Source organism: Neoroseomonas soli (genome assembly GCF_018129065.1).
In the GTDB taxonomy this organism is placed as follows: domain Bacteria; phylum Pseudomonadota; class Alphaproteobacteria; order Acetobacterales; family Acetobacteraceae; genus Neoroseomonas; species Neoroseomonas soli.
In genome coordinates, this window is sequence record NZ_JAAEDM010000002.1 from 74,915 (window position 1) to 96,879 (window position 21,965).

Consider the following 21,965-nt stretch of genomic DNA (forward strand, 5'->3'; position numbering starts at 1 on the left):
GGGGATCGGTGGCGCTCTACGTCCTTCGCCGGCTACTGCTCGCGCTGCCGGCGCTGTTCGGGCTGGTCATCCTGACCTTCGTGCTGTCCCGCGTCGTGCCGGGGGATCCGGCCGCGACGCTGGCGGGCGATGCCGCGACGCCGGCGCAACTCGCCGAGATCCGCGCGCAATACGGGCTGGACCGGCCAATCATGGAACAAGCCGTGATCCATGTGCGGCAGGTGCTGACGGGGGATTTCGGCCGCAGCATCTTCTCCGGCCGCCCGGTGACGGAGGAGATCGCCCAGCGCCTGCCCGCGACGCTGGAACTGACCTTCGCAGCCTTGCTGTTGGCGGTGCTGCTCGGCGTGCCGCTGGGGCTGGTGGCGGCACTGAACCACAATGGGCCGGTGGACCACCTGGTGCGGCTGCTTTCCGTCGGCGGGCTTGCCATCGCCTCCTTCTGGCTGGCGATCATGCTGCAGTTGGTCTTCTCGATGGATCTGGACGTGCTGCCGCTGCGGGGCAGGGTGGATGTCGCGATCGGGTTGCCGCCGCGGGTGACCGGCTTCCTGCTGGTCGACAGCCTGGTCGCCGGCCGGCTCGACATGTTCGGCGATGCACTTAGGCATCTCGCCCTGCCGGCGATCACGCTGAGCCTGCCTGGGCTTGCCACCATCGCGCGCTTTACCCGTTCGGGCGTGCTGGAGACGTTGCAGAAGGACTTCGTGCTCTATGCCCGCGCCGCCGGATACGGGCGCGTGAGGCTCGCCGCCATCTACGTGCTGCGCAATGCGGTGACGCTGGTGGTGACGCAGGTCGGGCTGCTCTTCGGCGCGCTGATCTCGGGCGCGGTGGCGGTGGAGGCGATCTTCGACTGGCCGGGCCTCGGCACCTATGCGGTCCAGGCGATCCTTTCCTCCGACTACAAGGCGCTGCTCGCGGTCACGCTGGTGGTCGGTGTGGTCTACGCCGTCGTCAACGTTCTGGTGGACGTCGCGCAGGCACTGATCGACCCGCGCGTCGCGGAGGACGCGGGGTGACGGCGCTGCGCCACCTGCTGAGGGACCCGGTCGCCGCGCTCGGCCTGCTGATCGTGATCCTCGCTGTCGTGATTGCGATCTTCGCGCCCTGGATCGCGCCCTATCCGGAGGACGCCTTCGAGAGCCACCTGATGCAGCGCCTGCGTCCGCCCTCGGTGGATTTCCCGTTCGGAACGGACAATCTGGGGCGGGACATCCTTTCGCGCGTCATCCTCGGCACGCGGAATGCGCTGCTGGTGGCTGTCGCGGTGGTGGTCGCGGCCATGGCGATCGGCGTGCCGATCGGGCTTGCCGCTGGCTGGAAGGAAGGCTGGCTGTCGGAGACGTTGATGCGCGTGACGGACGTCTTTCTTGCCGTGCCGCAATTGATCCTGGCGCTGGCGCTCGGCCAGTTGGTCGCGCCGGGGATCGGTGCGGCGATGGTCGCGTTGGCCCTGACCTACTGGCCCTTCTTCGCCCGCACCGTCTACGCCGAGACGCGACGGTTGCGCAGTGCACTGTTCGTGGACGCGCTCGCGGGCATCGGGGCGAGCCCCACGCGAATCCTGTTCCTGCATGTCCTGCCAAACGCCGCCCCGGCGGTGCTGGTGCGCGCGACGATCGGCATGGGTTTCACGATCCTGACGGCGGCGATCCTCGGCTTTCTGGGTGTCGGCGCGGCGCCGCCCTCGCCCGACTGGGGGCTCGCGGTGTCCGAGGCGCGGCAGCACCTGCCGGAAGCCTGGTGGTTCCCGACCTTTCCGGGACTTGCGATCCTGCTGCTGGTGCTGGGGTTCAACCTGCTCGGCGACGGGTTGCGTGATGCAGCCGACCCGCGCCTGCGACGGTCGCGCCGATGAGCCCGCCCGTGCTGCAGGTGGAAGGCCTCGTCGTGCGCATGCGCACGGAAGGCGGCGTTGCGGAGATCCTCGACGATGTCGCGATCACCGTCCCGCGCGGCGGCACGGTCGGTGTGGTGGGGGAGAGCGGCTGCGGCAAGTCGACGCTGCTGCGTGCCATCCTGGGCATACTTCCCAAGGGCGCGGAGACGCCGCGCGGCAGCATCCTGTTCGAAGGGCGCGACATCCTGGCGGACCACGCCGAATCCGCCCGCGGGCGCATCGGCTTCGTGCCGCAGGACCCGTATCTTTCGCTGAACCCGGTGTTTCGGGCGGGGGATCAGATCCTCGAGATCATGCGTCGCCATGCGCCGGGTTCGCGGGCGGACCACAGGCGGCGGATCCTCGATCTCTTCCGTGCCGTGCAATTGCCCGATCCGGAGGCGGCGTTGCGGAAGTTTCCGCACCAGTTCTCCGGTGGGCAGCGGCAGCGCCTGCTCATCGCCGCGGCGCTTGCCTGCGACCCGGCGCTGGTGGTGGCGGACGAGCCGACCACGGCGCTCGACGTCACGACGCAGAGGGAAATCCTGGCGCTGCTGCGCGGCCTGGTGGTGGAGCGCGGCCTGTCGCTGTTGTTCGTCACGCATGATTTCGGCGTGCTCGCCTCGGTCTGCGCGGAGGTGACGGTCCTCTATGCCGGCCGCGTGGCGGAGAACGGCCCGACGCGGGCCGTGCTCGACACGCCGCAGCATCCCTACACGCGGATGCTGCTCGCCTGTCACCCGGACCGCGCGACGGACCTGACGGGCATCCCCGGAACCGTGCCGGCGGCGACGGCGCAGCCTTCCGGCTGCCGTTTCCATCCGCGCTGCCCGATCATCCGCTCTGGCTGCCCGGTCGAGCCGCCGCCGCTGGAGGCACTTCCGGGCGGCCGTGCCGTGGCTTGCCCCTGGCACGCCGATGCGATCCCGGAGGCCGTGCATGGCTGAGATCCTCGGTGCCTCGCGGCTGGTGGTGGATCTCGGCGCGCGCCGCGGCTTGCTGCGCCGTCGTGCCGGCGTGCGCGCGGTGGACGGCGTGGACCTCTCGATTTCGGCGGGCGGGACCTTCGGCATCGTCGGCGAGAGCGGCTGCGGCAAGACGACGCTCGCCCGTACGCTGCTCGGCTTGCAGCGGGAGGCGGCGGGCGAGATTCGGCTTGAAGGGCGCACGGTCTCCGGCCTCGGTCCCCATGCGGCGCGGCGGGCGCGGGGGACGATCCACTACGTCCACCAGGACCCCGGCGCGGCGCTGGACCCCTGGTGGCGTGTCGGCGCGACCTTGGCGGAGGGGCTGGCCATCCACGGCGTGACGAGCGGCCCCGAGCAGCAGGCGCGCATCGCGGAGACGCTCAGCGCGGTCGGCCTCGATGCCGCGCTGGCGGATCGCTACCCGCATGAACTCTCCGGAGGGCAGCAAAGGCGCATAGGCCTTGCGCGCATCCTGTTGCTGCGGCCGAAGGTGGTGATCCTGGATGAGCCGACGGCGGGGCTCGACCTTTCCGTTCAGGCGGCAGTGCTGCGGTTGCTGCGCGACCTGCGGGAAAGATTTGGGCTGACCTACGTGTTCATCTCGCATGATCTCTCGGTGGTGCGCCGCGTGTGCGACCGGGTGGCGGTGATGTATCTCGGCCGGGTGGTGGAGGAAGGCAGCGCAACGACGCTCTTCGCCGAGCCGCGTCATCCCTATACCCGCGCGCTGATCGCCGCCGCGCCGCATCTCGACGGGCGGGAGAGTGGGCCGTCTCTCCCCGGCGACCCGCCCAGCCTGCGCGCCATTCCCACCGGCTGCCGCTTCCACCCGCGCTGCGCCATGGCAACGGCCGACTGCGCCGCGCGCGACCCCGTGACGGAGCCCGCCGGCCCCGGCCACAGCGTGGCCTGCCACCGCTGGCGGGATGCCGCCTGAAGGCAACACCATGAGCCACTGCGATCCCGTCACCCTCGAGATCATCCGCGGCGCCGCGCGCGCTGCGCAGGCGGAGATGGAGGCGCTGCTCGAACGCACCGCCATGTCCGCCTTCATCCGTGAGAAGAAGGATTTCTACACTGCGCTGTTCGACGCGAACGGCGCCATGGCGGTCGGCAGCGACCTGCCCATCTTCGGCGACATCGTTGCCCCCGTCGCCGGACGTTTTCCGATCGAGACCATGCGGGAAGGCGACCTCTACTGGTATAATGACTGCTACGGCAGTCGTGGCGCCGTCTCCCATTCCAACGACCAGGTCTTCCTTGCGCCGACCTTCCACGAGGGGAAGCGCGTCGGCTTCGTGATGGGCTGGGCGCATTTCTCGGACATTGGCGGGCTGCGGCCGGGCTCCCTCAGCCCCGATGCGACGGACCATTTCCAGGAGGGCATCATCATCCCGCCGGTGCGCCTCGCGCGCGACGGCGAGACGAATGAGGACCTGCTGCGCACCTTCTGGCGCAACAGCCGCTTCCCGACCCAGTCCCAGGGAGACACGCGCGCGCTGATGGCCGCGGTGCGGCTCGGCGAGAAGCGTCTGTCGGAAATGGCCGGCCGCTTCGGGCCGGAGGTGCTGGAGGACGCCTTCCGACAGTTGCTTGCCCGCACCGAGGCGACGGTGCGCGGGAAACTGCGGCAGATCTTCCCCATTGGCACGACGCGCTTCGCCGATGCCATCGACACGGACGGCCATGGCAACGGCCCCTTCACGCTGCGCCTCGCACTGACGCGCACGGAAGACGACCGCTTCATCTTCGATGCAACCGGGACCGACGACCAGGCGCCCGGCCCGGTGAACCTGCTGATGCACCCGGATGTGCCGGGCATGGCGCTCGGCCTCTACGTGCTGCAGGGCACGACGGGGCAGGTGCTGAACGCCGGCGCCCCGCATGCCATCGATGAGGTGCGTCTGCGCGAGGGCTCCCTGTTGGCCCCGAAGGCGCCCGCGCCGCTCGGCCTGCGCGGGCTGACCATGATGCGGTTGCTCGCCGCGCTGCACGGGCTGGTGGCGGTGGCGCGGAACGGGGAGGCACCCGCCGCGCATTCCGCCTATGTCGTCATCGCCCTGCGCGGCACGGCGGAAGGCAAGCGTTTCCTGATGAGCGACGGCATAGGCGTCGGCTACGGCGCGCGCCCCTTCGCCGACGGCACCGACGCCGTCTATTTCGTCGCACAGGAGAACTACCCGGCGGAGTTCATGGAGCTCACCTACCCGGTGCGCCTGCGCGCCTACGGGCTGAACCGCGATTCCGGCGGGCCCGGCCGGTTCCGCGGGGGCTGCGGCGTGATCCGCGAGTTCGAGGTGATGGCCGACGAGGCGATGCTCGCCGTGCGCATCGACAGCGTGAAGAACCCGCCCTGGGGCGTGGCGGGCGGCATGAATGGCGGCTCGGGCCGTGCCGTGGTGAATCCGGGAACGGAGCGTGAGCGCATCCTCGCGCCGCTCTCGGACGGGACGATCCTGCGCAAGGGCGACGTCTTCCGGATCGAGACCGGCGGGGGCGGCGGCTGGGGCCACCCCTTCGACCGACCTGCGGATCAGGTGCTGGCCGATGTGCTCGGTGGCTTCGTCTCGCTGGAACGTGCGGCGCGCGACTATGGCGTCGTCGTCCGCGAAGGCACCGTGGACGAGGCCGCGACGGCGGCCCGCCGGATGCAGCGTCCGGCGACGGGCCTCTTTCACCGGAACGGATACCGCGATGCCGTCGCCTGACCTTCGCCCTGGATCGCGCGCCGCCGAGACCATGAAGCCGGAATTGTCGGCGCCCCTCATCGTCGCCGTGGACATCGGCGGCACCTTCACCGACGTCACGCTGCAGGATGCCGTGACGGGGCAGGCTTGGACGGCCAAGACTCCCTCCACGCCGCGCGACCCCTCCGAGGCCTTCGTCACCGGGGTGCGCCTGGCGCTCGATGCCGCCGGCCGCCGCGCGGAGGAGACGGGCCGTGTCCTGCATGGCACCACTGTCGCGACCAACCTGATCCTGGAAGGCCGCACTGCGCCGACCGCGCTGCTGACCACGGCCGGCTTCCGCCATGTGCTGGAGATCGGCCGCGCCGACCTGCCGCGGCGGGACAATCTCTGGGCCTGGGTGAAGCCGAAGCGGCCGGTGCCGCCCTCGCTGGTCTTCGAGGCGGGCGGGCGCATGGCGTCGGACGGCAGCGAACTCGCGCCGCTCGACGAAGAAGCGGTGCGCGCGGCGGCGCGTGCGGCGAAGGCGGCGGGCGTCGCGGCGATCGCGGTCTGCTTCCTCCATGCCTTCGCCAATCCGGCGCATGAACGTCGCGCCCTGGCGATCCTCGCCGAGGAGGCGCCGGACCTGGCGCTGACCGCCTCGGTCGATGTCTTCCCCGTGGTGCGCGAATACGAACGCAGCATGGCCACGGTCCTGAACGCCGCCGTCATGCCAGCGGTGTCCACCTACATCGCGCGGCTCGAGACGCGCCTGGAGCAGGCCGGCATCCACGCGCCGCTGCTGCTGATGAAGTCGAACGGCGGTGTCGCCGGCGCGGCGGCGATCGGGCGCGCGCCGGCGCAGACCGCACTCTCGGGGCCGGCCGCGGGTGTGGTCGGGGCACGCGCCGTCGCTGCGGCGGCGGGGGTGGAAAACCTGATCACCGTGGATATCGGCGGTACCAGCGCCGACATCTGCCTGATCGCGAAGGGCGAGATCGGCCTGACCCAGACCGGCCGCGTCGGCCCCTGGCCGTTGCCGCTGCCGATGGTGGACATGGTGACGATCGGCGCCGGCGGCGGGTCGCTCGCGCGCATCGGCGCCGATGGCGCGCTGACGGTCGGCCCGCAGAGCGCCGGCGCGGAACCCGGCCCCGCCTGCTACGGCCGCGGCGGCACGGAAGCGACGGTGACGGACGCGCATGTCGTGCTCGGCCACCTGCCGCCTTCGTTGCTCGGCGGGCGGATGACGCTCGATCCGGCCCTTGCGGAGGCGGCGATCGCCCGCGTCGCGCAGTCGCTGGACCTGACGCTCGATGCCGCCGCGCGCGGCATCCTCGCCATTGCCGACAACAACATGGTCGGCGCGATCCGCGTCGTCTCCGTGGAGCGCGGGCACGATCCGCGCGACTTCACCCTGGTGCCATTCGGCGGTGCCGGCCCGCTGCATGGCTGCGCGCTGGCGGAACTGCTCGGCATCACCCGTGTGCTGGTGCCGCCGGCGCCCGGCGTGCTGTGCGCGCAGGGGCTGCTCGCCGCCGACCTCAAGGCCGAATTCACTCGCAGCATCGCCGAGCCGCTGGACGGCGCGGATCTCGCGCGCATCGAGGCGGCCTTCGCCGCGCTCGAGGCCGAGGCCATTGCCTGGTTCGCGCTGGAACAGGTCGCCGAGGCCGACCGCCGCACCCGCCGCGTCGCGCTGATGCGCTACGAGGAACAGGGGCACGAACTCTCCATCCCCTGGACGGCGCCGGAGGCGCTGGGCGCCGCCTTCGCCGCCGCGCATCGTGGCCTCTACGGCTTCGACCTGCCGGAAGTCGCGGTCGAGATCGTCACCCTGCGCGTCGAGGCGGCCGGTGCCTTGCCCGCCCCGGCGCCCAGCCCGCCGCATGGCGGCAGCGCCGCGGAGGCCATGGTCGGCCGCCAGCGCATCCTGCTTCCCGGCGGCGCGGTGGAGGCGCCGGTGCTGGATCGTGCGCGTCTCGGTCCCGGTGCGGTCTTCCCCGGCCCGGCCATCGTCACCCAGTTGGATGCGACGACGCTGGTGGGCGCGGGATGGTCGGGCGAGGTCCATCCCTCCGGCGCCCTGCTGCTGACGCGGGGCTGACCCGCGCTTGCCAAGCCGCCTGCTGCGCGTGAGCATCGCGCCCGAATCAATCGGGGGAAGGTCCATGGCGGATCAAGGGATTGAGGTCGGTTTCATCGGCCTCGGCATGATGGGGCTTCCGATGGCGCGCAGCCTGGTCGCGCGCGGCTTCCGGGTGCTTGGCTGCGACCCCTCGGAAGCGGCCCGCGCGGCGGTGGCGGAAGGCGCGCCGGCCGGTGCGGTTGCCTTCGCGCCGGATCCGGCGGCGGTCGCGGCCAGGGCCGATGTCGTCGTGCTGATGCTGCCGAACAGCCGTGTCGTCGCGCAGGTGATGGAAGGCCCGGGTGGCCTGCTCGCCGCCCTGCGGCCGGGCACGCTGGTGATCGACATGAGTTCCTCGGAACCCGGCGAGACCCGGCGCCTCGCGGCACTGATCGAGGCGCGCGGCGCCGCGCTGGTGGATGCGCCGGTGTCCGGCAGCGTGGCCAAGGCGACGACCGGCACGCTCGCCATCATGGTCGGCGGCGAGGACGCGGCCTTCGCCAAGGCGGAGCCGGTGCTGAAGGGCATGGGCGAGAAGATCATCCGCACCGGCGCGGTCGGCAGCGCGCATGCGATGAAGGCGCTGAACAATTTCGTCTATGCCGCGGGCCTGCTCGCGACGGCGGAAGCGCTGCGGATGGGGTCTGCCCTCGGCCTCGACCTCGGCATCCTGACCGACGTGATGAATGCCTCCTCCGGCCGCAACATCGCCACCGAGACCAAGTCGCGGCAGGAGATCATCAGCGGGCGCTACGCCGGCGGCTTCCAGCTCGGCCTGATGCGCAAGGACCTCGACACCGCGGGCAGCATCTCGGACCAGACCGGCATCGAGGCGCCGTCGCTCGCGCTCTGCCGCGGCCTTTGGGCGGAAGCCGTCGAGGCGCTGGGACCGGGCGTGGACAATACCGAGATACACCGGTTCCTGGGCATCCGGGCATCGCGGTGAGACGGAGGCAGGCGACCATGATGAACCGACGCACCCTTCTGGCCGGCTCCAGCGCGGCGCTCCTCGCGACCCCAGCGCTGGCCCAGGCTTGGCCCGACCGGCCGATCCGGCTGGTGGTGGCCTTCCCCGCCGGCAGCGTGACGGACACGCTGATGCGGCATCTGGCGGAACCTCTCTCGCGCGAACTTGGCCAGCCGGTGATCGTGGACAACAGGCCGGGCGGCAGCGGCGTCGTGGGCACGGAAAGCGCGGCGCGCTCGGCGCCCGATGGTCACACCTGGTGCGTGCTGAGCGTGACCAACGGCGCGCTGAATACCTACACGGTGCGACGGCTCTCCTACGATCCGATCCGCGACTTCGCGCCGATCGGCTTCGTGGCGGAGACGGCCTATATCCTCGTGGTGCCGGCGAGTTCCCCGGCGCGTGACTTGCGCGGCTTCATAGAGCACGCCAAGGCCGCGCGCACGCCGCTGACCTTCAGCCATGGCAATTCCAGCGCGCTGATCGCCTCGGCGACGCTCGCGCGGCTGGCCGGCGTCGAGATGACGGCGGTGCCCTATCGCGGCGGGCCGGAGGCGCTGACGGACGTCATCGCCGGGCGCATCGACAGCACCTTCACCGACTTCGCCGCCGGCATGCCGCAGGCGCGGGAAGGCAAGGTGCGCGTGCTGGCGGTGACCTCCCCGCAGCCTTTTTCCCTGGCGCCCGAGATCCCGACCGTGAAGTCGGTGCTGCCGGAGTTCGATTTCGACGTGTGGTTCGGCATCGGCGTGCCGGCCAATACGCCGGCGCCGATCATCGCTCGCGCCAACGCCGCGCTGAACAAGGTGCTGGGCGATGCGGAACTGGGGGAAAGGCTGGCGCGCCTCGGCTATGCGCCGCGCGGCAGTACGCCGCAGCAGTTCCAGGACTTCCTGCGCAACCAGATCACCGTGCTGACCGCCCGCGCGCGGGAAGCGGGGCTGGAACAGCAGTAGCGCGCCGCCTGCCTACTCCGGCGCGTCGCAGAGATAGCGCCGGAGGTGGTAGGGCCGCGCCGCGAGCGCCGGGCAGAAGGAAGCGACGATCGGCTCCAGCCGCTCGAACAGCCCCTTCCATTCGGCATTGAGCGCTTCCAGCCGCTCACGCGCGGCCTCCGCCTCGATCGCCAGCTTCGCCAGGTCGATCGTCAGCAGCTTCCGGTCCTGCACCACGAAACGGCCGCCGATCATGACGTGGCGGACGCTGGTGCCGTCCTCGGCGTGCACCATCTGGTTCACCGACCAGTGGTGCGGGATCCAGTTGATCGATCCAAGGTCGAGGAAGACGATGTCCGCCTTCATGCCCGGCGCGATGGCGCCGATGTCCTTGAAGCCGAGCGCGCGCGCGGAGCCGGTCGTCGCCGCCTCGTAGACCTCCTCCACGCTGGCCCAGGCGCGTGGATCGGGCGTCTGCACCTTCGACAGCAGGGAGGCGGCGCGCATCGCCTCGTACATGTTCTGGTTGTCGGAGGAACTCGATCCGTCGGTGCCGATGCCGACCGTGACGCCGAGATCCCGCGCCCGGCGGAAGCGGAACATGCCGTTGCCGAGCTTCATGTTGCTGCTGGGGTTGTGCGCAACCGCCGCCCCCGCGTCGCGCAGCCGTCTGAAGTCATCGTCGTCCAGCCAGATGCCGTGCGCGGCCGTGAAGTCCGGCGTCACGAGGCCGAGCGCATCCATGTGCGCGACCAGCGTCTTGCCGTAGCGGCGGATGCCGGTGATCGCCTGGACCTTGCTCTCGCCGACATGGGAATGCAGACCAATGCCGAAATCCCGCGCCAGGTCGCGGCAGCCGCAGAGGAAGGCGTCCGAGCAATGCAGCGGGATGGTGGGCGCCACCGCCGCGCGGATGTCCTTGCCGGCCCAACGCCAGTTCGCGAGCACGCCACGCATCGCATCCAGCGTGCGTTCCCAGGCAGGCAGGCGCAGGCGGTCCACCTGTGCGCGCAACGCATCGGGCAGGGCGTCGTAGAGGCCCGGGATGGCCTCGTACACGGTGCGGTCAGCGACCATCGGGGCGATGACCGCGCGCATGCCGACGCTGGCATAGGCCTCGGCCACTGCATCGAGCCCCTCGGCCGTGGGCAACGGCACTTCGGCGTAGAGGTCGTAGGCCGCGGTGCAGCCCTTCAGCACAAGCTCCGCCGCGTTGATCTGCGCGGCGAGCTTCTTGTCGGCCAGCGCCCGGTTGCCGCCGGTCCAGGGTCCGGCCGCCAGCAGCAGTTCGAGGGTCCAGCGGTCGCTTTGCCCGCGGGAGAGCGCGCTGTGGCCATGGGTGTGCGCGTTGATCAGGCCGGGATGCAGCAGGAAGCCGGCGGCCTCGATCACGCGCGCGCCGGGTGGGGCCGAGAGGCCGGTGCCGACCTCCCGAATGACGCCGTCCTGCACGAGGATGTCGGTCACCTCCGCGCGGCGCCGCGCGGGATCGGCCAGCCGTCCGCCGCGGATGAGGGTGAAGCCCGCTTCGATCTCCGCCATGCCGGCTGCTCCTGTGCTGCGCTTTTGAGCGGTTTCCGTTCGCCTCGGCTCACGAAAGTCGCTCCAGGCCCTTGTTCTTGCGAGCATCTTCACCCGACCAGATGATTCCACCTGATCGGGATCTGCTCTAGATGTTGGCACCCTTCAGCGCGGCGATCACTGCATCCGTGACCTGTGCGGTCGTCGCCGTGCCGCCGAGGTCCGGCGTCAGCACGTCGCCGCGGGCCGTCACCGCCTCCACCGCGCGCATCAGGCGTTGCGCAGCGGGTGCTTCGCCCAGGTGATCGAGCATCATCGACGCGGTCCAGAAGGCGCCGAGCGGGTTGGCGATGCCCTTGCCGGTGATGTCGAAGGCCGATCCGTGGATCGGCTCGAACATCGAGGGCCGGCGCCGCTGCGGGTCGATGTTCCCCGTCGCGCCGATGCCGAGCGAGCCCGCCAGCGCGGAGGCGAGGTCGGACAGGATGTCGGCATGCAGGTTGGTCGCGACGATGGTGTCGATCGTGCCGGGCTTCATCACCATGCGCGCGGTCATGGCGTCCACCAGCATCTTCTCGACCGTCAGCGCGGGATAGTGGGACGTCACCTCGGCGCAGACCTCGTCCCACATCACCATGCCGTGGCGCTGGGCGTTGGATTTGGTGACCACCGTCAGGTGCCTGCGCGGGCGGGACATGGCGATCTCGCAGGCATGGCGGCAGATGCGCGCGACGCCCTCGCGGGTGAAGACCGCGACGTCCATCGCCACCTCGATCGGCAGCCCGCGATGGGCGCGCCCGCCGACGCCGGCGTATTCGCCCTCGGAATTCTCGCGCACGATCACCCAGTCGATCTGCTTGCCGAGATCCTCCCGCAGCGGGCCGCGCACGCCCGGCAGCAGGCGGGTGGGGCGGACATTCGCGTACTGGTCGAAGCCCTGGCAGATCGCCAGGCGCAATTCCCACAGGGTGATGTGGTCGGGAATGTCCGGCGCGCCGACGGCGCCGAAGAAGATGGCATCGAAGCCTTCGAACTGCTTCAGCCCGCCATCCGGCATCATCTTGCCGGTGCGGCGGTACATCTCGCTGCCCCAGTCGAAGGACTGGAAGGACAGCGAGAAGCCGCCCTGCGCCGCGGCGACGGCTTCCAGCACGCGGCAGCCCGCGTCGATGACCTCCGGTCCGATGCCGTCGCCCCCGATGGCGGCGATCCTGTGCTGGCGCATGGGCTGTTCCTCCTGTCTCCCGGCTTCCCTGCCGTCGCGTTGCGAGGCACGCAAGTCCTGATCGGTGTCCGCGCGCAAGTCTTCAGCGGCGGAACTTCAGGTCGAGGCCGCGGGCGCGCCAGCCGGCCTCGATCTCGTCCATGTCCGTCAGCCCGGCCGGATTGGCGCGGGAGGGACGGGTCGACAGGCCCGGCTCGGCCTGCGTCCGCCACAGGGCGAGCAGGCGGGACAGTTCCACCAGCGGGTCGGCGTGGTCGTCCACGCGCAGGTTGATGTCGGGGAAGTCCTCGGTGGTGGTGATCACCAGCGCGGCGGATTGCCTGCCGCGCTTGTCGCCGCCCGCCGCCTGGCCGGCATGCAGTGCCTCCATCAGGCGTTCGGGGAGGGGCAGGTCGCTGCGCCTCGCGAAGACCTCGGCGGTCTCGGTCACCACGCGCTCCCCCACGAGCATGTTGCCGGCGACGCTGAAGCCATCTCCGGCGACGGAGCCGCACCATTCCACGCAGTTCGCCCCGGTGAAGGCCGCGACGCGCCCCTGCGCGTCCACTGCGTGAATCTGCCGCAGGCCACGCCCTTGGTCCCCGGCCAGCGCGCTGTCCAGCGCCAGTTGCGGCGAGAGGCCGCGCGCCATGGCGTCCAGCACCGCCGGGCCGAGATATCGGTTGCTCATCGACTGCGTGGAGACCGCGCCCACCCCGGTGCGCAGGAAGGGGCAGGCTGCACCGACCGCCAGATTGCAGGTGGTGACGGCGACGGCGAAGGCGCCGGTGGACCGATCTCGCGCGACGATGGACCAGGTCATGGCGGAGGACTCCTGAACGACGCCGCATCCTGCACTGTCACGTCGCGGTTGACAGCAGGGCGCGGGCGCGCAGATGTGGACGCAATAAGCGGGAGGGACCAACGCCATGAATTTCGTGCTGCGCCGCCGCGCCTTCGGCGCCCTTGCCTTAGCCGCCGCGGCGCCCGCCGTGGCGCGCGCCCAGGGCGCCTGGCCCGACCGGCCCGTGCGCCTGATCGTGCCCTTCGGCGCCGGCGGCGCGGTGGACACGCTGTCGCGCACGGTCGCCAATGCATTCCCGCAGCACGCCAACGGCCAGCCGATGGTGGTGGAGAACCGGTCGGGCGCCGGCGGCACCATCGCGGGCGGGGTCGTCGCGACGAGCCGGCCTGACGGCTACACGCTGATGATGGCGGACCTCGGCGCCAATGCGATCGGCAAGATGCTGCAGCCGGGCCTCGGCTACGATCCGCTGGCGGCCTTCTCGCCGATCATCCACCTGGTCAACCTGCCGCTGGTCATCGTCGCCCGGCCGGGGCTCGAGGCAGCGACGCTGCCGGAACTGATTGAACTGGCGAAGCGGCGCAACGGGGAGATGACCTATGCCTCCCCGGGCGTGGGCCATGCCAGCCACCTGAGCGCGGAACTGCTCGCACGGCGGGCGGGCATCCGCTGGACGGCGGTGCATTATCGCAGCGGCGCGGACGTCATGCGCAGCGTGATCGCGGGTGAGACGGACTGGACCTTCCCCTCGGTTTCCACCTCACTGCCCTTCATCCGCGAGAACCGGGTGAAGACCATCGCCGTCAGCACCGCGAATGCGGTGCCGCTGCTGCCGGGCGTGCCGCCGGTGGGGGCGACCTATGCAGGTTTTTCCTCGGCGACCTGGCACGGTGTCGTCGGGCCCGCCGGGATGCCGGCGGAACTCGTGGCGGCAGCCAATCGTGCGCTGCGCGCCATCATCACCACGCCCTCGATCAAGGAGCAGACCGAGCGCGTTCAGGCGGCCGAGATCGTCGCCGGCTCGCCGGATGCATTCGCCACCTTCATCCGCGCCGAGGCGGAGAAGTGGGAGCCGGTGATCCGCGAGGGCAATATCCGCGCGGAGTAGGCGCACGGCACCGGGCCGCTCCGGCGGGCGTCGGGACGCGGGCGGCCGGGTCCGGCCGCCCGCGATCCGTTCCAATGGCCTGATTCCGAAATCCTGCGGACTTCGTTCTCGGGCCACTGGCCTTGGTTTTCAGTGGCCTGCTTGTTTGCTTCGTTCGCTGGAAATCCAGCGAACGAAGCGGGCAGGACACTAGCGGTCCTTCCGCGCCAGCACGGCGAAGGCGTAGGCGTATTCGGGACCGGCGCGGCGGCCGAGGTCGAGCGTGGCGGCGACGATCTCGGGGTCGTCGTCGGTGAGGTGGCGCACCGTGTCGTCCACGCCAGGCACGCCCCAATAGGGGTAGAGGAAGATGCCGTCGGCCCGTTCGGCGCGCAGGCCGACGGCGGCGAGCATCGACTGGGTCTCGGCCCAGGTGAATTCGTGCAGGTGCTGGTAGTTGGTGACGAACTCGCCCGAGCCGAGCTTGCGCGAGATGCGCTGGTTCAGCCCGTCCCGGTTGGTGACGGTGATCATGGCGGTGCCGCCGGGGCGCAGCACCCGCGACGTCTCCGCCAGGGTGCGCGCCGGGTCGCTCACATGCTCGATCGCGTCGATGAAGAGCACGCGGTCGAAGGCGGCATCGGGCAGGGCGAGCGCGGCCGTGTCCATCGCGGCGAAGCGGAAGCGCGCATCGTGGGCGTGCCGCGCGCGGCCCATCTCCAGCGCCACGGTCGAGATGTCCACGCCGAGCACCGCGTGCGCGCCGGGCACGAGCCGCGCCAGCCGCCCGGTGCCGCAGCACAGGTCCAGCAGGTCCAGCCCGTCGCAGGCGCCGAGATACTCGGCGATGAGCCGGTCGAGTTCCTCGTAGTAGGTGCGGTCTCGCAGCGTCTCGTAGACATAGCCGCCGTTGCGCCAGAACTGGTTCATCGCATGGCGCAGCTCGGCAGCCGTCATGGCCGGGAATTGCGCGATGATGCCGGGTTCCGGCAGGACGGGATCGGTCTCGGCCTCGGGCGCCGGGTCGGGGCGCTCCATCCGCCCGGGCAGGGCGTTCTCGAAGGCCTGGAAATGCTCGCTGGCGCGGATGGCCTCCGCCTCCTCGGCCTTGGCCTCGGGGCCGAAGACGACGAAGACGGCGTTGGCCAGCATCGGCTGCAGGCGTGCCGTGATGTCGCGCAGCGCGTCGCGCGTCAGCGCATCCAGCATGCCCTTGTGCAGGATGGCCCAGTCATGGCGGTCCTCCGGCGCGATCACCGTGCGCACGTAGCGGTGGATGCGCGGGAAGACCCACCAGAAGATGTCCGGCGCCAGGATGCCCGCGCCCGGCGTGGCACGGTCGCGCACCACGCGGGCGGCCTCGGACCAGAAGGGGTCCTGGCTCGGGAAGCTCATGGGTCAGCAGCCAAGTCGGTCGGCCAGTTGCTCGAAGGAGTCCGCCACCACCTCCCAATCCTGCTCGGCGTGGGTATCGGTGGCCTGGTCCGGGCCGTGCTCAGTCGGGCGCAGCACGAAGGCAGTCTTCAGCCCCGCCTTGCGCGCCGCCGCCAGGTCGCCGTTGTGGGCGGCGACCAGTGCGACCTCGCCGGGCGCCAGGGCGAGGATCTCCGCCGTGCGCAGATAGGCCTCGGGCTGCGGCTTGTAGGCCTGCGCGGCCTCCGCCCCCAGCACCGCGTCCCAGGGAATGCCCGCGCGCTTGGCCATGTTGGCCAGCAGCAGGATGTTCCCGTTCGACAGCGGGGCGAGGAAGTGCCGCGCCTTGAGCCGGATCAGTCCGGGGATTGTGTCCGGCCAGGGATCGAGCCGGTGCCAGGCGCGGTTGAGCCATTCCAGCTCATCCTGCGCGATGCCGTCCGGGTCGATGCCATGGTCGCGCAGCACACCGTCCAGGTTCTCACGGTGCAATACGTCCAGCCGCGTGAAGGGGCGGCGGCCGGAGCGCACCGCCTCCATCGCCGGCTGGTAGCGCCGGCGCCAGGCGTCCGCGAAGGCGTGAGGGTCCATGTCGGCCTTGCCATGGCGCGCGAGGAAGGTCCTCGCGTCGCGCGCCACGCCGCTGCGCCAGTCCACGACGGTGCCGAACACGTCGAAGACCAGCGCCTTCACGCCAGGGAGCGCGCTCATTCCGCGGCCTTCGTCGCCCAGCGGCTTTCGAAGTTCCACACGTCAGGGAAGCCCATGAGGTCCGTCATGCGCTTGAAGCCGTAGGATTCGCCGATGGCGATGCTGTCGCCGCTCGCCTTCAGGTGGGCATAGGCCTTTTCCAGCGCCGCCGCGGCGGCGAGGAAGCCGATGGCGGGATAGATCGCCATGGCGTAGCCGATCTCCTTCAGCTTCTCGGCCGGCAGGATCGGCGTGCGGCCGCCTTCCACCATGTTGGCGAGCAGCGGCTTGGCGATGGCCTTGCCGATGGCGCGCATCTCCTCCTCGCTCTCCGGGCTTTCGATGAAGACGATGTCGGCGCCGGCATCGCCGTACATCAGGCCGCGGCGGATCGCTTCCTCGAGCCCGAGCGTCGTGCGCGCATCGGTGCGGGCGACGATCAGGAAGTCGGCGCTGGTCCGCGCCTCGGCCGCGACCTTGATCTTCAGCACCATCTCCTCGGCTGGGATGACGCGGCGGCCGGGCGTATGGCCGCACTTCTTCGGCATCTCCTGGTCTTCGAGCTGGATACCGGAGATCCCGGCCTGCTCGTAGCCCATGACCGTGTGGCGCACGTTGAGCAGCCCACCATAGCCGGTATCGGCATCGGCGATCAGCGGCGTGCGGCAGCCGCGCGCCATCTGCCCCATGCGCGCGACCATGTCGGAATAGGTGGCGATGCCGGCATCGGCGACGCCGAGCGCCGAGGCCACCGTGCCGAAGCCGGTGCCGTAGATGCAATCGAAGCCCATGCCGTCGGCCACCTTGGCCGAGATCATGTCGAACACGCCGGGGGCGACGATGAAGCGCTTCTGCGCGAAGGCCTGGCGGAGGGCGGGATTGGCCATGGCGGTGATCCTACTGCTGCGGACGGATGTGGCCGGCCTGGGCGGCGGCGGCCCAGATGCGGTCGTCACGCTGCATCGCTTCGAGCAGCGCGGGGGCAGGGCGGAAATCGCGCTCGACGCCGAGGGCGACCAGGCGCTGCTGGAAGGTCGCGTCGTCGAAGACGCGCTGCACCGCGCCGCCGATCTGCGCCGCCAGCGCCGGGTCCATGCGCGGCGGCGCGAGCATCGCCACCCAGCCGGAGAGGTCGAAGTCCCGGATGCCCTCTTCCTGCGGCGTCGGCGCGTCGGGGAAGTAGGCCGAGCGCGTCGCCGTCGAGGCGGCGAGCACCCGCACCCGGCCCGTGCCGACATGCGGCATGACGCTGACGGTGCTGGTCCAGCCGCTCGGCAGGTGGCCGGCGACGATGTCGTTCATCAACTGCCCACCCGAGCGGTAGGAGATGTCCGGCATCTCCACCCCGGCCCGGCGCGCCAGTTCCTGGCCGATGAAGGAGGAGAGCGCCTCCGTGCTGCCGGTGCCGACGCGGCCCGGATTGCGCTTCGCGTGATCGATCATGCTGCGCAGGCTGTCGAAGGGCTGGTTCGCGCCGGAGACCAGCATCATCGTGTTGCGCGTCAGCATCGCGATCGGCGTGAAGTCGCGGATCGGATCGTAGGGCAGGGACGGCAGGTGGTAGCGGTTCATCACATGGGTCGAGACCACGACGAGCAGCGTATGCCCGTCCGGCTCCGCCCGTGCCACGACCTCGGAACCCACGACGCCGGCGGCGCCGGCGCGATTCTCGACGACGATGGGCTGGGACAGGGAGGGGCGCAGGGCTTCCCCGATGGCGCGGGCGAGGATGTCGGTGCCGCCGCTCGCGGCATAGGGCACGATCACGCGCACGGGGCGCGACGGCCAGCCGGCGCCCTGGGCGCGGAGCGGCGCGGGCGCGGCGAGCGCGGCGGCGGACAGCAATAGCGGGCGACGTCCGAACATCTTGGTGGTTCCTCTCCAGATGGGGCTCACATGCCCCGCCACGGCGCCCCTGTAAACGGCCGCGCTTCCGGGCAATGATGTACCCGCCGACATCCCGGAGGACCACCATGCCCGCCAGCGACATCGCCGCCATCGAGGCCGTGCTGCAGACCTATTTCGATGGGCTGCACGAAGGCGACACGGCGAAGCTCGCCAGCGCCTTCCACCCCTGTTCCCACCTGTATTGGGAGAAGGACGGGGTGGTGCAGGACCTGCCGCGCGAGCAGTGGTTCGAGATGGTGCGCAGCCGCGGCAGCGCGAAGGCGAAGGGCCTGGCGCGCGAGGACCGGATCCTGACGCTCGACCAGTCCGGGCCGGAGACGGCGGTGGCCAAGGTCGCCTGCCAGATCCCGCCGCGCTACTTCACGGACTACCTGGTGTTCCTGAAGACCGCCGAGGGCTGGAAGATCGTCAGCAAGGTCTATCGCTTCGACGTCCGGGAATGACGCCTCGCGGGGGTGCCGAACCCTCGCCCGCAGGTCACGAGCCGCGCCAGTCGCGCAACACGCGGCTGGTGTCGTAGTACTCGCGGAACTCGCAGAGCAGGCCGTTCCGCAGGCGCAGGGCATCCGCCTTGGCGTAGCCGTGTTCGGTGCCCCTCGCGCTGTAGCGCAGGCGAATGGAAGCCAAGGCGACAACCCATTCGCCATCGGCAATGACGTGATCGAGCTGGTAGCTCAGGACCTCGCATTCGCGGGCCAGCACGGCGAAGTAGTGCCGGACCCCTTCGGCGCCGAGATGCAGCCCGGCCCAGGGGATGTCGGCGGATCCTTCCGACTGCCAGCGCACGTCGTCGGTCAGCGCCGCCAGCACATGGGGCAGGTCGCCGCGCGCATAGGCGCCGTAGAGGGCGAGCACCCGGTTGCGGTTGGCCGCGGTCAAGTCTGCGGGCGTCACGTGCGGCTCCCCTTCTCCTCGGATGACGGGTGTGTTGCCCTCCACCGCTACGCGGATCAAGCCGGGAGACGCAGCCGGATCAATCCACCCGCGCGCCCGAAGCCCGCACGATCGGCACCCATTTGTCGATCTCGGCGGCGATGAAGGCGCGGGTGGCGTCGGGCGTCATGCCCTCCGGGATGGTGTTGCCCAGCGCGATCAGTCGGTCGCGCACCTCGGGCTGCTTCAGCACCTCGGCGATCTGCTCGGAGAGGAACTGCCGGATCACCATCGGCGTGCCGAGGGTGGTGGACCAGGGCGTCCAGGTCGTCGCCTGGAAGTCGGGCAGCCCGGCCTCGGCCGCCGTCGGCACGTCCGGGATCATGGGGGAGCGCTGCGGCGTCGCGATCACCAGGCCGCGCACCTGGCCGGTGCGGATCGGCTCGGTGACGAAGGATATGGTGTCCGCCTGGAAGGAGGTGCGGCCCGCGAGCAGGTCCTGGAAGGCGGCGGCCGACCCGCGATAGGGCACGTGCTGCGCCTGCACGCCCATCAGGTGCAGCATCAGCGCCGCCGCGATGTGCCCGGTCGTGCCGTTGCCGGAGGAGCCGTAGTCGAAGCGGTTGGGGTTCGCCGCGACCTGTTGCCGGAACTCCGCGAGCGTGCGCGCGGGGAAGTTGTTGTTCACCACGAGCACGATCGCCGAATGGCTGCTGATGGTGACGTGGTCCACGCCGGTCAGCGGGTGGACGCGCAGCCGCTCCCCGTAGAGCCCGACATTCAGCGTGTGCGAGCCGAGCGCGCCCACCAGCAGCGTGTAGCCGTCGGGCGGGGTCTGCGCGACCGTCTCGAAGGCGACGGTGCCGCCGCCGGAGGGGCGGTTCTCCACCACGAACTGCTGGCCGAGCCGCTGCGACAGCGCGGTGGAGACGAGGCGCGCATTGATGTCGGCATTGCCGCCCGGGGCGAGGGCGACCACCACGCGGACCGGCCGGTTCGGGTAGTCGGTGCCCGGCGCGCGCGGCTGCGCCAGTGCCGGCAGCGCGGCGAGCGCCATCGCGGCGCCGAGAAGCGTCCTGCGGATCATTCTTCGTTCCCCCCTTTTGGTTCTTATGCGATCGAATGTTCGAGCACGCCGACGCGCTCCACCTCCATCCGCAGACGGTCGCCCGGCTTCAGGTAGCGCGGCGGGTCGCGGAAATGGCCGACGCCGGCCGGTGTGCCGGTGGCGATGACGTCGCCGGGCTCCAGCGTCATGTAGCGCGAGAGGAAGGCGATCAGCGTGGCGACGGGGAAGATGAGGTCCCGCGTATTGCCGTGCTGCACTTCCTCGCCGTTCAGCCAGCATCGGATGTCGAGCGCCCAGGGCTCGCCCACCTCGTCGGCCGTGGCGATGCAGGGGCCGATCGGGCAGAAGCCGTCCATGCCCTTGGCAAAGGATGTCATGGCGAGGGGTACGTCGAACTGGAATTCGCGCGCGCTGACGTCGTCGAGCACGGTGTAGCCGGCGACATGGTCCAGCGCGGTGCCCTCGGATACGTCCTTCGCGCGGCGGCCGATGACGACGGCGAGTTCCGCCTCCCAGTCCGGCTTCTTCACGGCGGGCGGGATGCGCACCGCGGCGCCGGGGCCGGTGACGGAGGAGGCCGGCTTCATGAAGATGCGCGGCAATTCCAGCTTCGGCCCGCCGACCTCCTTCGCGTGGTCGCCGTAGTTGCGGCCGACGCCGAGGATCTTGCCGGGTTTCAGCGGCGCCAGCAGGTGCACGGCGGCGAGCGGCGCGCGCAGCGCCGTGTTCTCCGCCCGAGCGGCGAAGGCCAGCGCGCGGCCTGCGGCGACCATCGCCGCCTCGTCGGCGATCAGCGCCACCATGTCGGACGGGATGGCGGAGGCGGTGTCCGCCTCGCCCGCCGCGCGCATCGCCGCGGCGAGGGCGGGGCGCAGCGCGACCACTTCCTCGCCGATCATCCCGCCCAGGACCGGCCCTGCGCCGGCATCGAAGGTGACAAGCCTCATGCCGCGAGCGCCGCGTAGTCGAGGTTCGCCATCACCTGCACGCGCAGGATGAAGCGGTGCTCATCCGGCCCATAGTCGGCGACGGCGTTGTGAGTGGTGCCGATGTTGTCCCACATCAGCACGTCGCCCTCGTTCCATTCGTGGGTGTAGAGGTACTTGTCCTGTGCCTGGTGGCGGAACAGGTAGTCGAGCAGCGCGTCGCTCTCCGCGCGCTCCATGCCCTCGACATACATCGCGTAGCCGGAATTGCAGTAGAGCACGCGCCGCCCGGTGATCGGGTGGATGCGCACCATGGGCTGCGAGACGGGCGGCTTCTTCGCCCGCTGCTCCGGCGTCAGCGGCCCGCGGATCGAGCCGGGGCGGATGCGCATCATGTCCCAGAACTTGGCGAAGTCGTGGATCGCGGTGCGGCCCTCGATGCGGGTTTTCACCTCGGCCGGCAGGTCGTCATAGGCGGCGTGGACGTTGCGGAACTGGGTGCAGCCCAGCACCTTGCCGTCGCGCCGCGGCACGCGCTTGGCGTGCAGCACGTTCGCGAGCGCGATCTCCTTCGAATAGGACATGTCCGTGTGCCAGCCCTGGCCGGCATCGGACAGGCCGAGCGGCTTGCCGTCCGCGTCCTTCATGTTGGACAGGTGCATCACCTCCGGATGCCCTTCGGCATGAAAGAGGTTGGCGACGTTCACCTCCAGATCCCCGAAGCGGCTGCCGAAGGCGGACAGCGCCGCCGCGTCCAGGTCCTGGCCCGGGAAGCACAGCACGCCGTACTGGCCGAGGGCGCGCAGCACGGTCCTGAAGTCCTCCGGCGTCAGGCTGCGCGAAAGGTCGATGCCCTCCACGCGCGCGCCCAGCCCGGCATTGTTCGGGGTGATCCGCATCGGGACGTTCCTCGTGTTGAT

Annotated in this window: 21 protein-coding genes; 10 read left to right on the forward strand and 11 right to left on the reverse strand. The window is 70.7% G+C overall.

Annotation, left to right across the window (positions count from 1 at the left end):
- Positions 1-8 precede the first annotated feature (8 nt).
- From GXW76_RS01150 to GXW76_RS01185, 8 genes are all read left to right on the forward strand, one after another.
- Positions 9-1,022 carry an ABC transporter permease gene (locus GXW76_RS01150; RefSeq protein WP_211860144.1) on the forward strand — a complete coding sequence of 338 codons (1,014 nt, stop codon included), beginning with the start codon at positions 9-11 and terminating at the stop codon, positions 1,020-1,022.
- Positions 1,019-1,861: an ABC transporter permease gene (locus GXW76_RS01155; RefSeq protein WP_211860145.1), complete on the forward strand. Its 843-nt coding sequence runs from the start codon at positions 1,019-1,021 to the stop codon at positions 1,859-1,861. Before GXW76_RS01150 ends, GXW76_RS01155 begins: the two co-directional genes overlap by 4 nt.
- Complete coding sequence (locus GXW76_RS01160; protein WP_211860146.1) at positions 1,858-2,829, forward strand: ABC transporter ATP-binding protein; 972 nt, start codon at positions 1,858-1,860, stop codon at positions 2,827-2,829. Before GXW76_RS01155 ends, GXW76_RS01160 begins: the two co-directional genes overlap by 4 nt.
- Positions 2,822-3,787: an oligopeptide/dipeptide ABC transporter ATP-binding protein gene (locus GXW76_RS01165; protein WP_211860147.1), complete on the forward strand. Its 966-nt coding sequence runs from the start codon at positions 2,822-2,824 to the stop codon at positions 3,785-3,787. Before GXW76_RS01160 ends, GXW76_RS01165 begins: the two co-directional genes overlap by 8 nt.
- Positions 3,788-3,797: 10 nt before the next feature.
- Complete coding sequence (locus tag GXW76_RS01170) at positions 3,798-5,558, forward strand: hydantoinase B/oxoprolinase family protein (RefSeq protein ID WP_211860148.1); 1,761 nt, start codon at positions 3,798-3,800, stop codon at positions 5,556-5,558.
- The gene (locus GXW76_RS01175) at positions 5,545-7,626 is read left to right on the forward strand and encodes a hydantoinase/oxoprolinase family protein (RefSeq protein ID WP_211860149.1); all 2,082 of its coding nucleotides are present in this window, start codon (positions 5,545-5,547) and stop codon (positions 7,624-7,626) included. Before GXW76_RS01170 ends, GXW76_RS01175 begins: the two co-directional genes overlap by 14 nt.
- Positions 7,627-7,690: 64 nt before the next feature.
- On the forward strand, positions 7,691-8,593 hold the full coding sequence (locus GXW76_RS01180) for an NAD(P)-dependent oxidoreductase (protein WP_211860150.1): 903 nt from the start codon (positions 7,691-7,693) through the stop codon (positions 8,591-8,593).
- 17 nt (positions 8,594-8,610) lie between these two features.
- A complete protein-coding gene (locus tag GXW76_RS01185) occupies positions 8,611-9,570 on the forward strand; it encodes a Bug family tripartite tricarboxylate transporter substrate binding protein (RefSeq protein WP_211860151.1) in 960 nt (319 codons plus the stop codon).
- 12 nt (positions 9,571-9,582) lie between these two features.
- Here the strand turns inward: GXW76_RS01185 and GXW76_RS01190 are convergent, their stop codons facing one another.
- From GXW76_RS01190 to GXW76_RS01200, 3 genes are all read right to left on the reverse strand, one after another.
- Positions 9,583-11,091 (reverse strand): amidohydrolase family protein, encoded by a 1,509-nt coding sequence (locus GXW76_RS01190; protein ID WP_211860152.1) that lies wholly within the window; start codon positions 11,089-11,091, stop codon positions 9,583-9,585.
- A gap of 127 nt (positions 11,092-11,218) precedes the next feature.
- Positions 11,219-12,295, reverse strand: a complete 1,077-nt coding sequence (locus tag GXW76_RS01195; protein WP_211860153.1) for a tartrate dehydrogenase — start codon at positions 12,293-12,295, stop codon at positions 11,219-11,221.
- 82 nt (positions 12,296-12,377) lie between these two features.
- A complete protein-coding gene (locus tag GXW76_RS01200; protein WP_211860154.1) occupies positions 12,378-13,097 on the reverse strand; it encodes a DUF1028 domain-containing protein in 720 nt (239 codons plus the stop codon).
- Positions 13,098-13,203: 106 nt separating this feature from the next.
- Between GXW76_RS01200 and GXW76_RS01205 the strand changes: the two genes are divergently transcribed.
- Positions 13,204-14,187, forward strand: coding sequence for a Bug family tripartite tricarboxylate transporter substrate binding protein (locus tag GXW76_RS01205; RefSeq protein ID WP_211860155.1), 984 nt, complete (start codon positions 13,204-13,206; stop codon positions 14,185-14,187).
- 189 nt (positions 14,188-14,376) lie between these two features.
- Here the strand turns inward: GXW76_RS01205 and GXW76_RS01210 are convergent, their stop codons facing one another.
- From GXW76_RS01210 to GXW76_RS01225, 4 genes are read right to left on the reverse strand one after another with little or no spacing between them, the layout of a single operon-like run.
- Entirely contained in the window at positions 14,377-15,561 is a 1,185-nt protein-coding gene (locus GXW76_RS01210) for a class I SAM-dependent methyltransferase (RefSeq protein WP_211860156.1), read from the reverse strand.
- Between the two features lie 3 nt (positions 15,562-15,564).
- Entirely contained in the window at positions 15,565-16,290 is a 726-nt protein-coding gene (locus GXW76_RS01215) for a haloacid dehalogenase type II (RefSeq protein ID WP_211860157.1), read from the reverse strand.
- Positions 16,287-17,156, reverse strand: coding sequence for an isocitrate lyase/PEP mutase family protein (locus tag GXW76_RS01220; protein ID WP_211860158.1), 870 nt, complete (start codon positions 17,154-17,156; stop codon positions 16,287-16,289). Before GXW76_RS01220 ends, GXW76_RS01215 begins: the two co-directional genes overlap by 4 nt.
- Before the next feature lie 10 nt (positions 17,157-17,166).
- Positions 17,167-18,135 (reverse strand): Bug family tripartite tricarboxylate transporter substrate binding protein, encoded by a 969-nt coding sequence (locus GXW76_RS01225; protein WP_211860159.1) that lies wholly within the window; start codon positions 18,133-18,135, stop codon positions 17,167-17,169.
- 107 nt (positions 18,136-18,242) lie between these two features.
- On the opposite strand from GXW76_RS01225, the gene GXW76_RS01230 reads away from it, so the two are divergent.
- The gene (locus tag GXW76_RS01230) at positions 18,243-18,620 is read left to right on the forward strand and encodes a nuclear transport factor 2 family protein (protein WP_211860160.1); all 378 of its coding nucleotides are present in this window, start codon (positions 18,243-18,245) and stop codon (positions 18,618-18,620) included.
- Positions 18,621-18,654: 34 nt separating this feature from the next.
- On the opposite strand, the gene GXW76_RS01235 is transcribed toward GXW76_RS01230, so the two are convergent.
- The 4 genes from GXW76_RS01235 to GXW76_RS01250 form a co-directional block, all read right to left on the reverse strand.
- On the reverse strand, positions 18,655-19,071 hold the full coding sequence (locus GXW76_RS01235; protein WP_211860161.1) for a nuclear transport factor 2 family protein: 417 nt from the start codon (positions 19,069-19,071) through the stop codon (positions 18,655-18,657).
- Positions 19,072-19,150: 79 nt separating this feature from the next.
- Positions 19,151-20,137 (reverse strand): Bug family tripartite tricarboxylate transporter substrate binding protein, encoded by a 987-nt coding sequence (locus GXW76_RS01240; RefSeq protein ID WP_211860162.1) that lies wholly within the window; start codon positions 20,135-20,137, stop codon positions 19,151-19,153.
- A 23-nt stretch (positions 20,138-20,160) separates the two neighbouring features.
- On the reverse strand, positions 20,161-21,066 hold the full coding sequence (locus GXW76_RS01245; protein WP_211860163.1) for a fumarylacetoacetate hydrolase family protein: 906 nt from the start codon (positions 21,064-21,066) through the stop codon (positions 20,161-20,163).
- On the reverse strand, positions 21,063-21,944 hold the full coding sequence (locus GXW76_RS01250) for a TauD/TfdA dioxygenase family protein (RefSeq protein ID WP_211860164.1): 882 nt from the start codon (positions 21,942-21,944) through the stop codon (positions 21,063-21,065). The genes GXW76_RS01245 and GXW76_RS01250 overlap by 4 nt, the downstream gene beginning before the upstream one ends.
- Positions 21,945-21,965: the final 21 nt, after the last annotated feature.

Excerpts from the sequence above, each read along its gene's own strand:
- GXW76_RS01160 (WP_211860146.1), top strand. The coding sequence starts at position 1,858 with ATGAGCCCGCCCGTGCTGCAGGTGGAAGGCCTCGTCGTGCGCATGCGC.
- GXW76_RS01165 (WP_211860147.1), top strand. The coding sequence starts at position 2,822 with ATGGCTGAGATCCTCGGTGCCTCGCGGCTGGTGGTGGATCTCGGCGCG.
- GXW76_RS01170 (WP_211860148.1), top strand. The coding sequence starts at position 3,798 with ATGAGCCACTGCGATCCCGTCACCCTCGAGATCATCCGCGGCGCCGCG.
- GXW76_RS01175 (WP_211860149.1), top strand. The coding sequence starts at position 5,545 with ATGCCGTCGCCTGACCTTCGCCCTGGATCGCGCGCCGCCGAGACCATG.
- GXW76_RS01180 (WP_211860150.1), top strand. The coding sequence starts at position 7,691 with ATGGCGGATCAAGGGATTGAGGTCGGTTTCATCGGCCTCGGCATGATG.
- GXW76_RS01185 (WP_211860151.1), top strand. The coding sequence starts at position 8,611 with ATGATGAACCGACGCACCCTTCTGGCCGGCTCCAGCGCGGCGCTCCTC.
- GXW76_RS01190 (WP_211860152.1), bottom strand. The coding sequence starts at position 11,091 with ATGGCGGAGATCGAAGCGGGCTTCACCCTCATCCGCGGCGGACGGCTG.
- GXW76_RS01195 (WP_211860153.1), bottom strand. The coding sequence starts at position 12,295 with ATGCGCCAGCACAGGATCGCCGCCATCGGGGGCGACGGCATCGGACCG.
- GXW76_RS01200 (WP_211860154.1), bottom strand. The coding sequence starts at position 13,097 with ATGACCTGGTCCATCGTCGCGCGAGATCGGTCCACCGGCGCCTTCGCC.
- GXW76_RS01205 (WP_211860155.1), top strand. The coding sequence starts at position 13,204 with ATGAATTTCGTGCTGCGCCGCCGCGCCTTCGGCGCCCTTGCCTTAGCC.
- GXW76_RS01210 (WP_211860156.1), bottom strand. The coding sequence starts at position 15,561 with ATGAGCTTCCCGAGCCAGGACCCCTTCTGGTCCGAGGCCGCCCGCGTG.
- GXW76_RS01215 (WP_211860157.1), bottom strand. The coding sequence starts at position 16,290 with ATGAGCGCGCTCCCTGGCGTGAAGGCGCTGGTCTTCGACGTGTTCGGC.
- GXW76_RS01220 (WP_211860158.1), bottom strand. The coding sequence starts at position 17,156 with ATGGCCAATCCCGCCCTCCGCCAGGCCTTCGCGCAGAAGCGCTTCATC.
- GXW76_RS01225 (WP_211860159.1), bottom strand. The coding sequence starts at position 18,135 with ATGTTCGGACGTCGCCCGCTATTGCTGTCCGCCGCCGCGCTCGCCGCG.
- GXW76_RS01230 (WP_211860160.1), top strand. The coding sequence starts at position 18,243 with ATGCCCGCCAGCGACATCGCCGCCATCGAGGCCGTGCTGCAGACCTAT.
- GXW76_RS01240 (WP_211860162.1), bottom strand. The coding sequence starts at position 20,137 with ATGATCCGCAGGACGCTTCTCGGCGCCGCGATGGCGCTCGCCGCGCTG.
- GXW76_RS01245 (WP_211860163.1), bottom strand. The coding sequence starts at position 21,066 with ATGAGGCTTGTCACCTTCGATGCCGGCGCAGGGCCGGTCCTGGGCGGG.
- GXW76_RS01250 (WP_211860164.1), bottom strand. The coding sequence starts at position 21,944 with ATGCGGATCACCCCGAACAATGCCGGGCTGGGCGCGCGCGTGGAGGGC.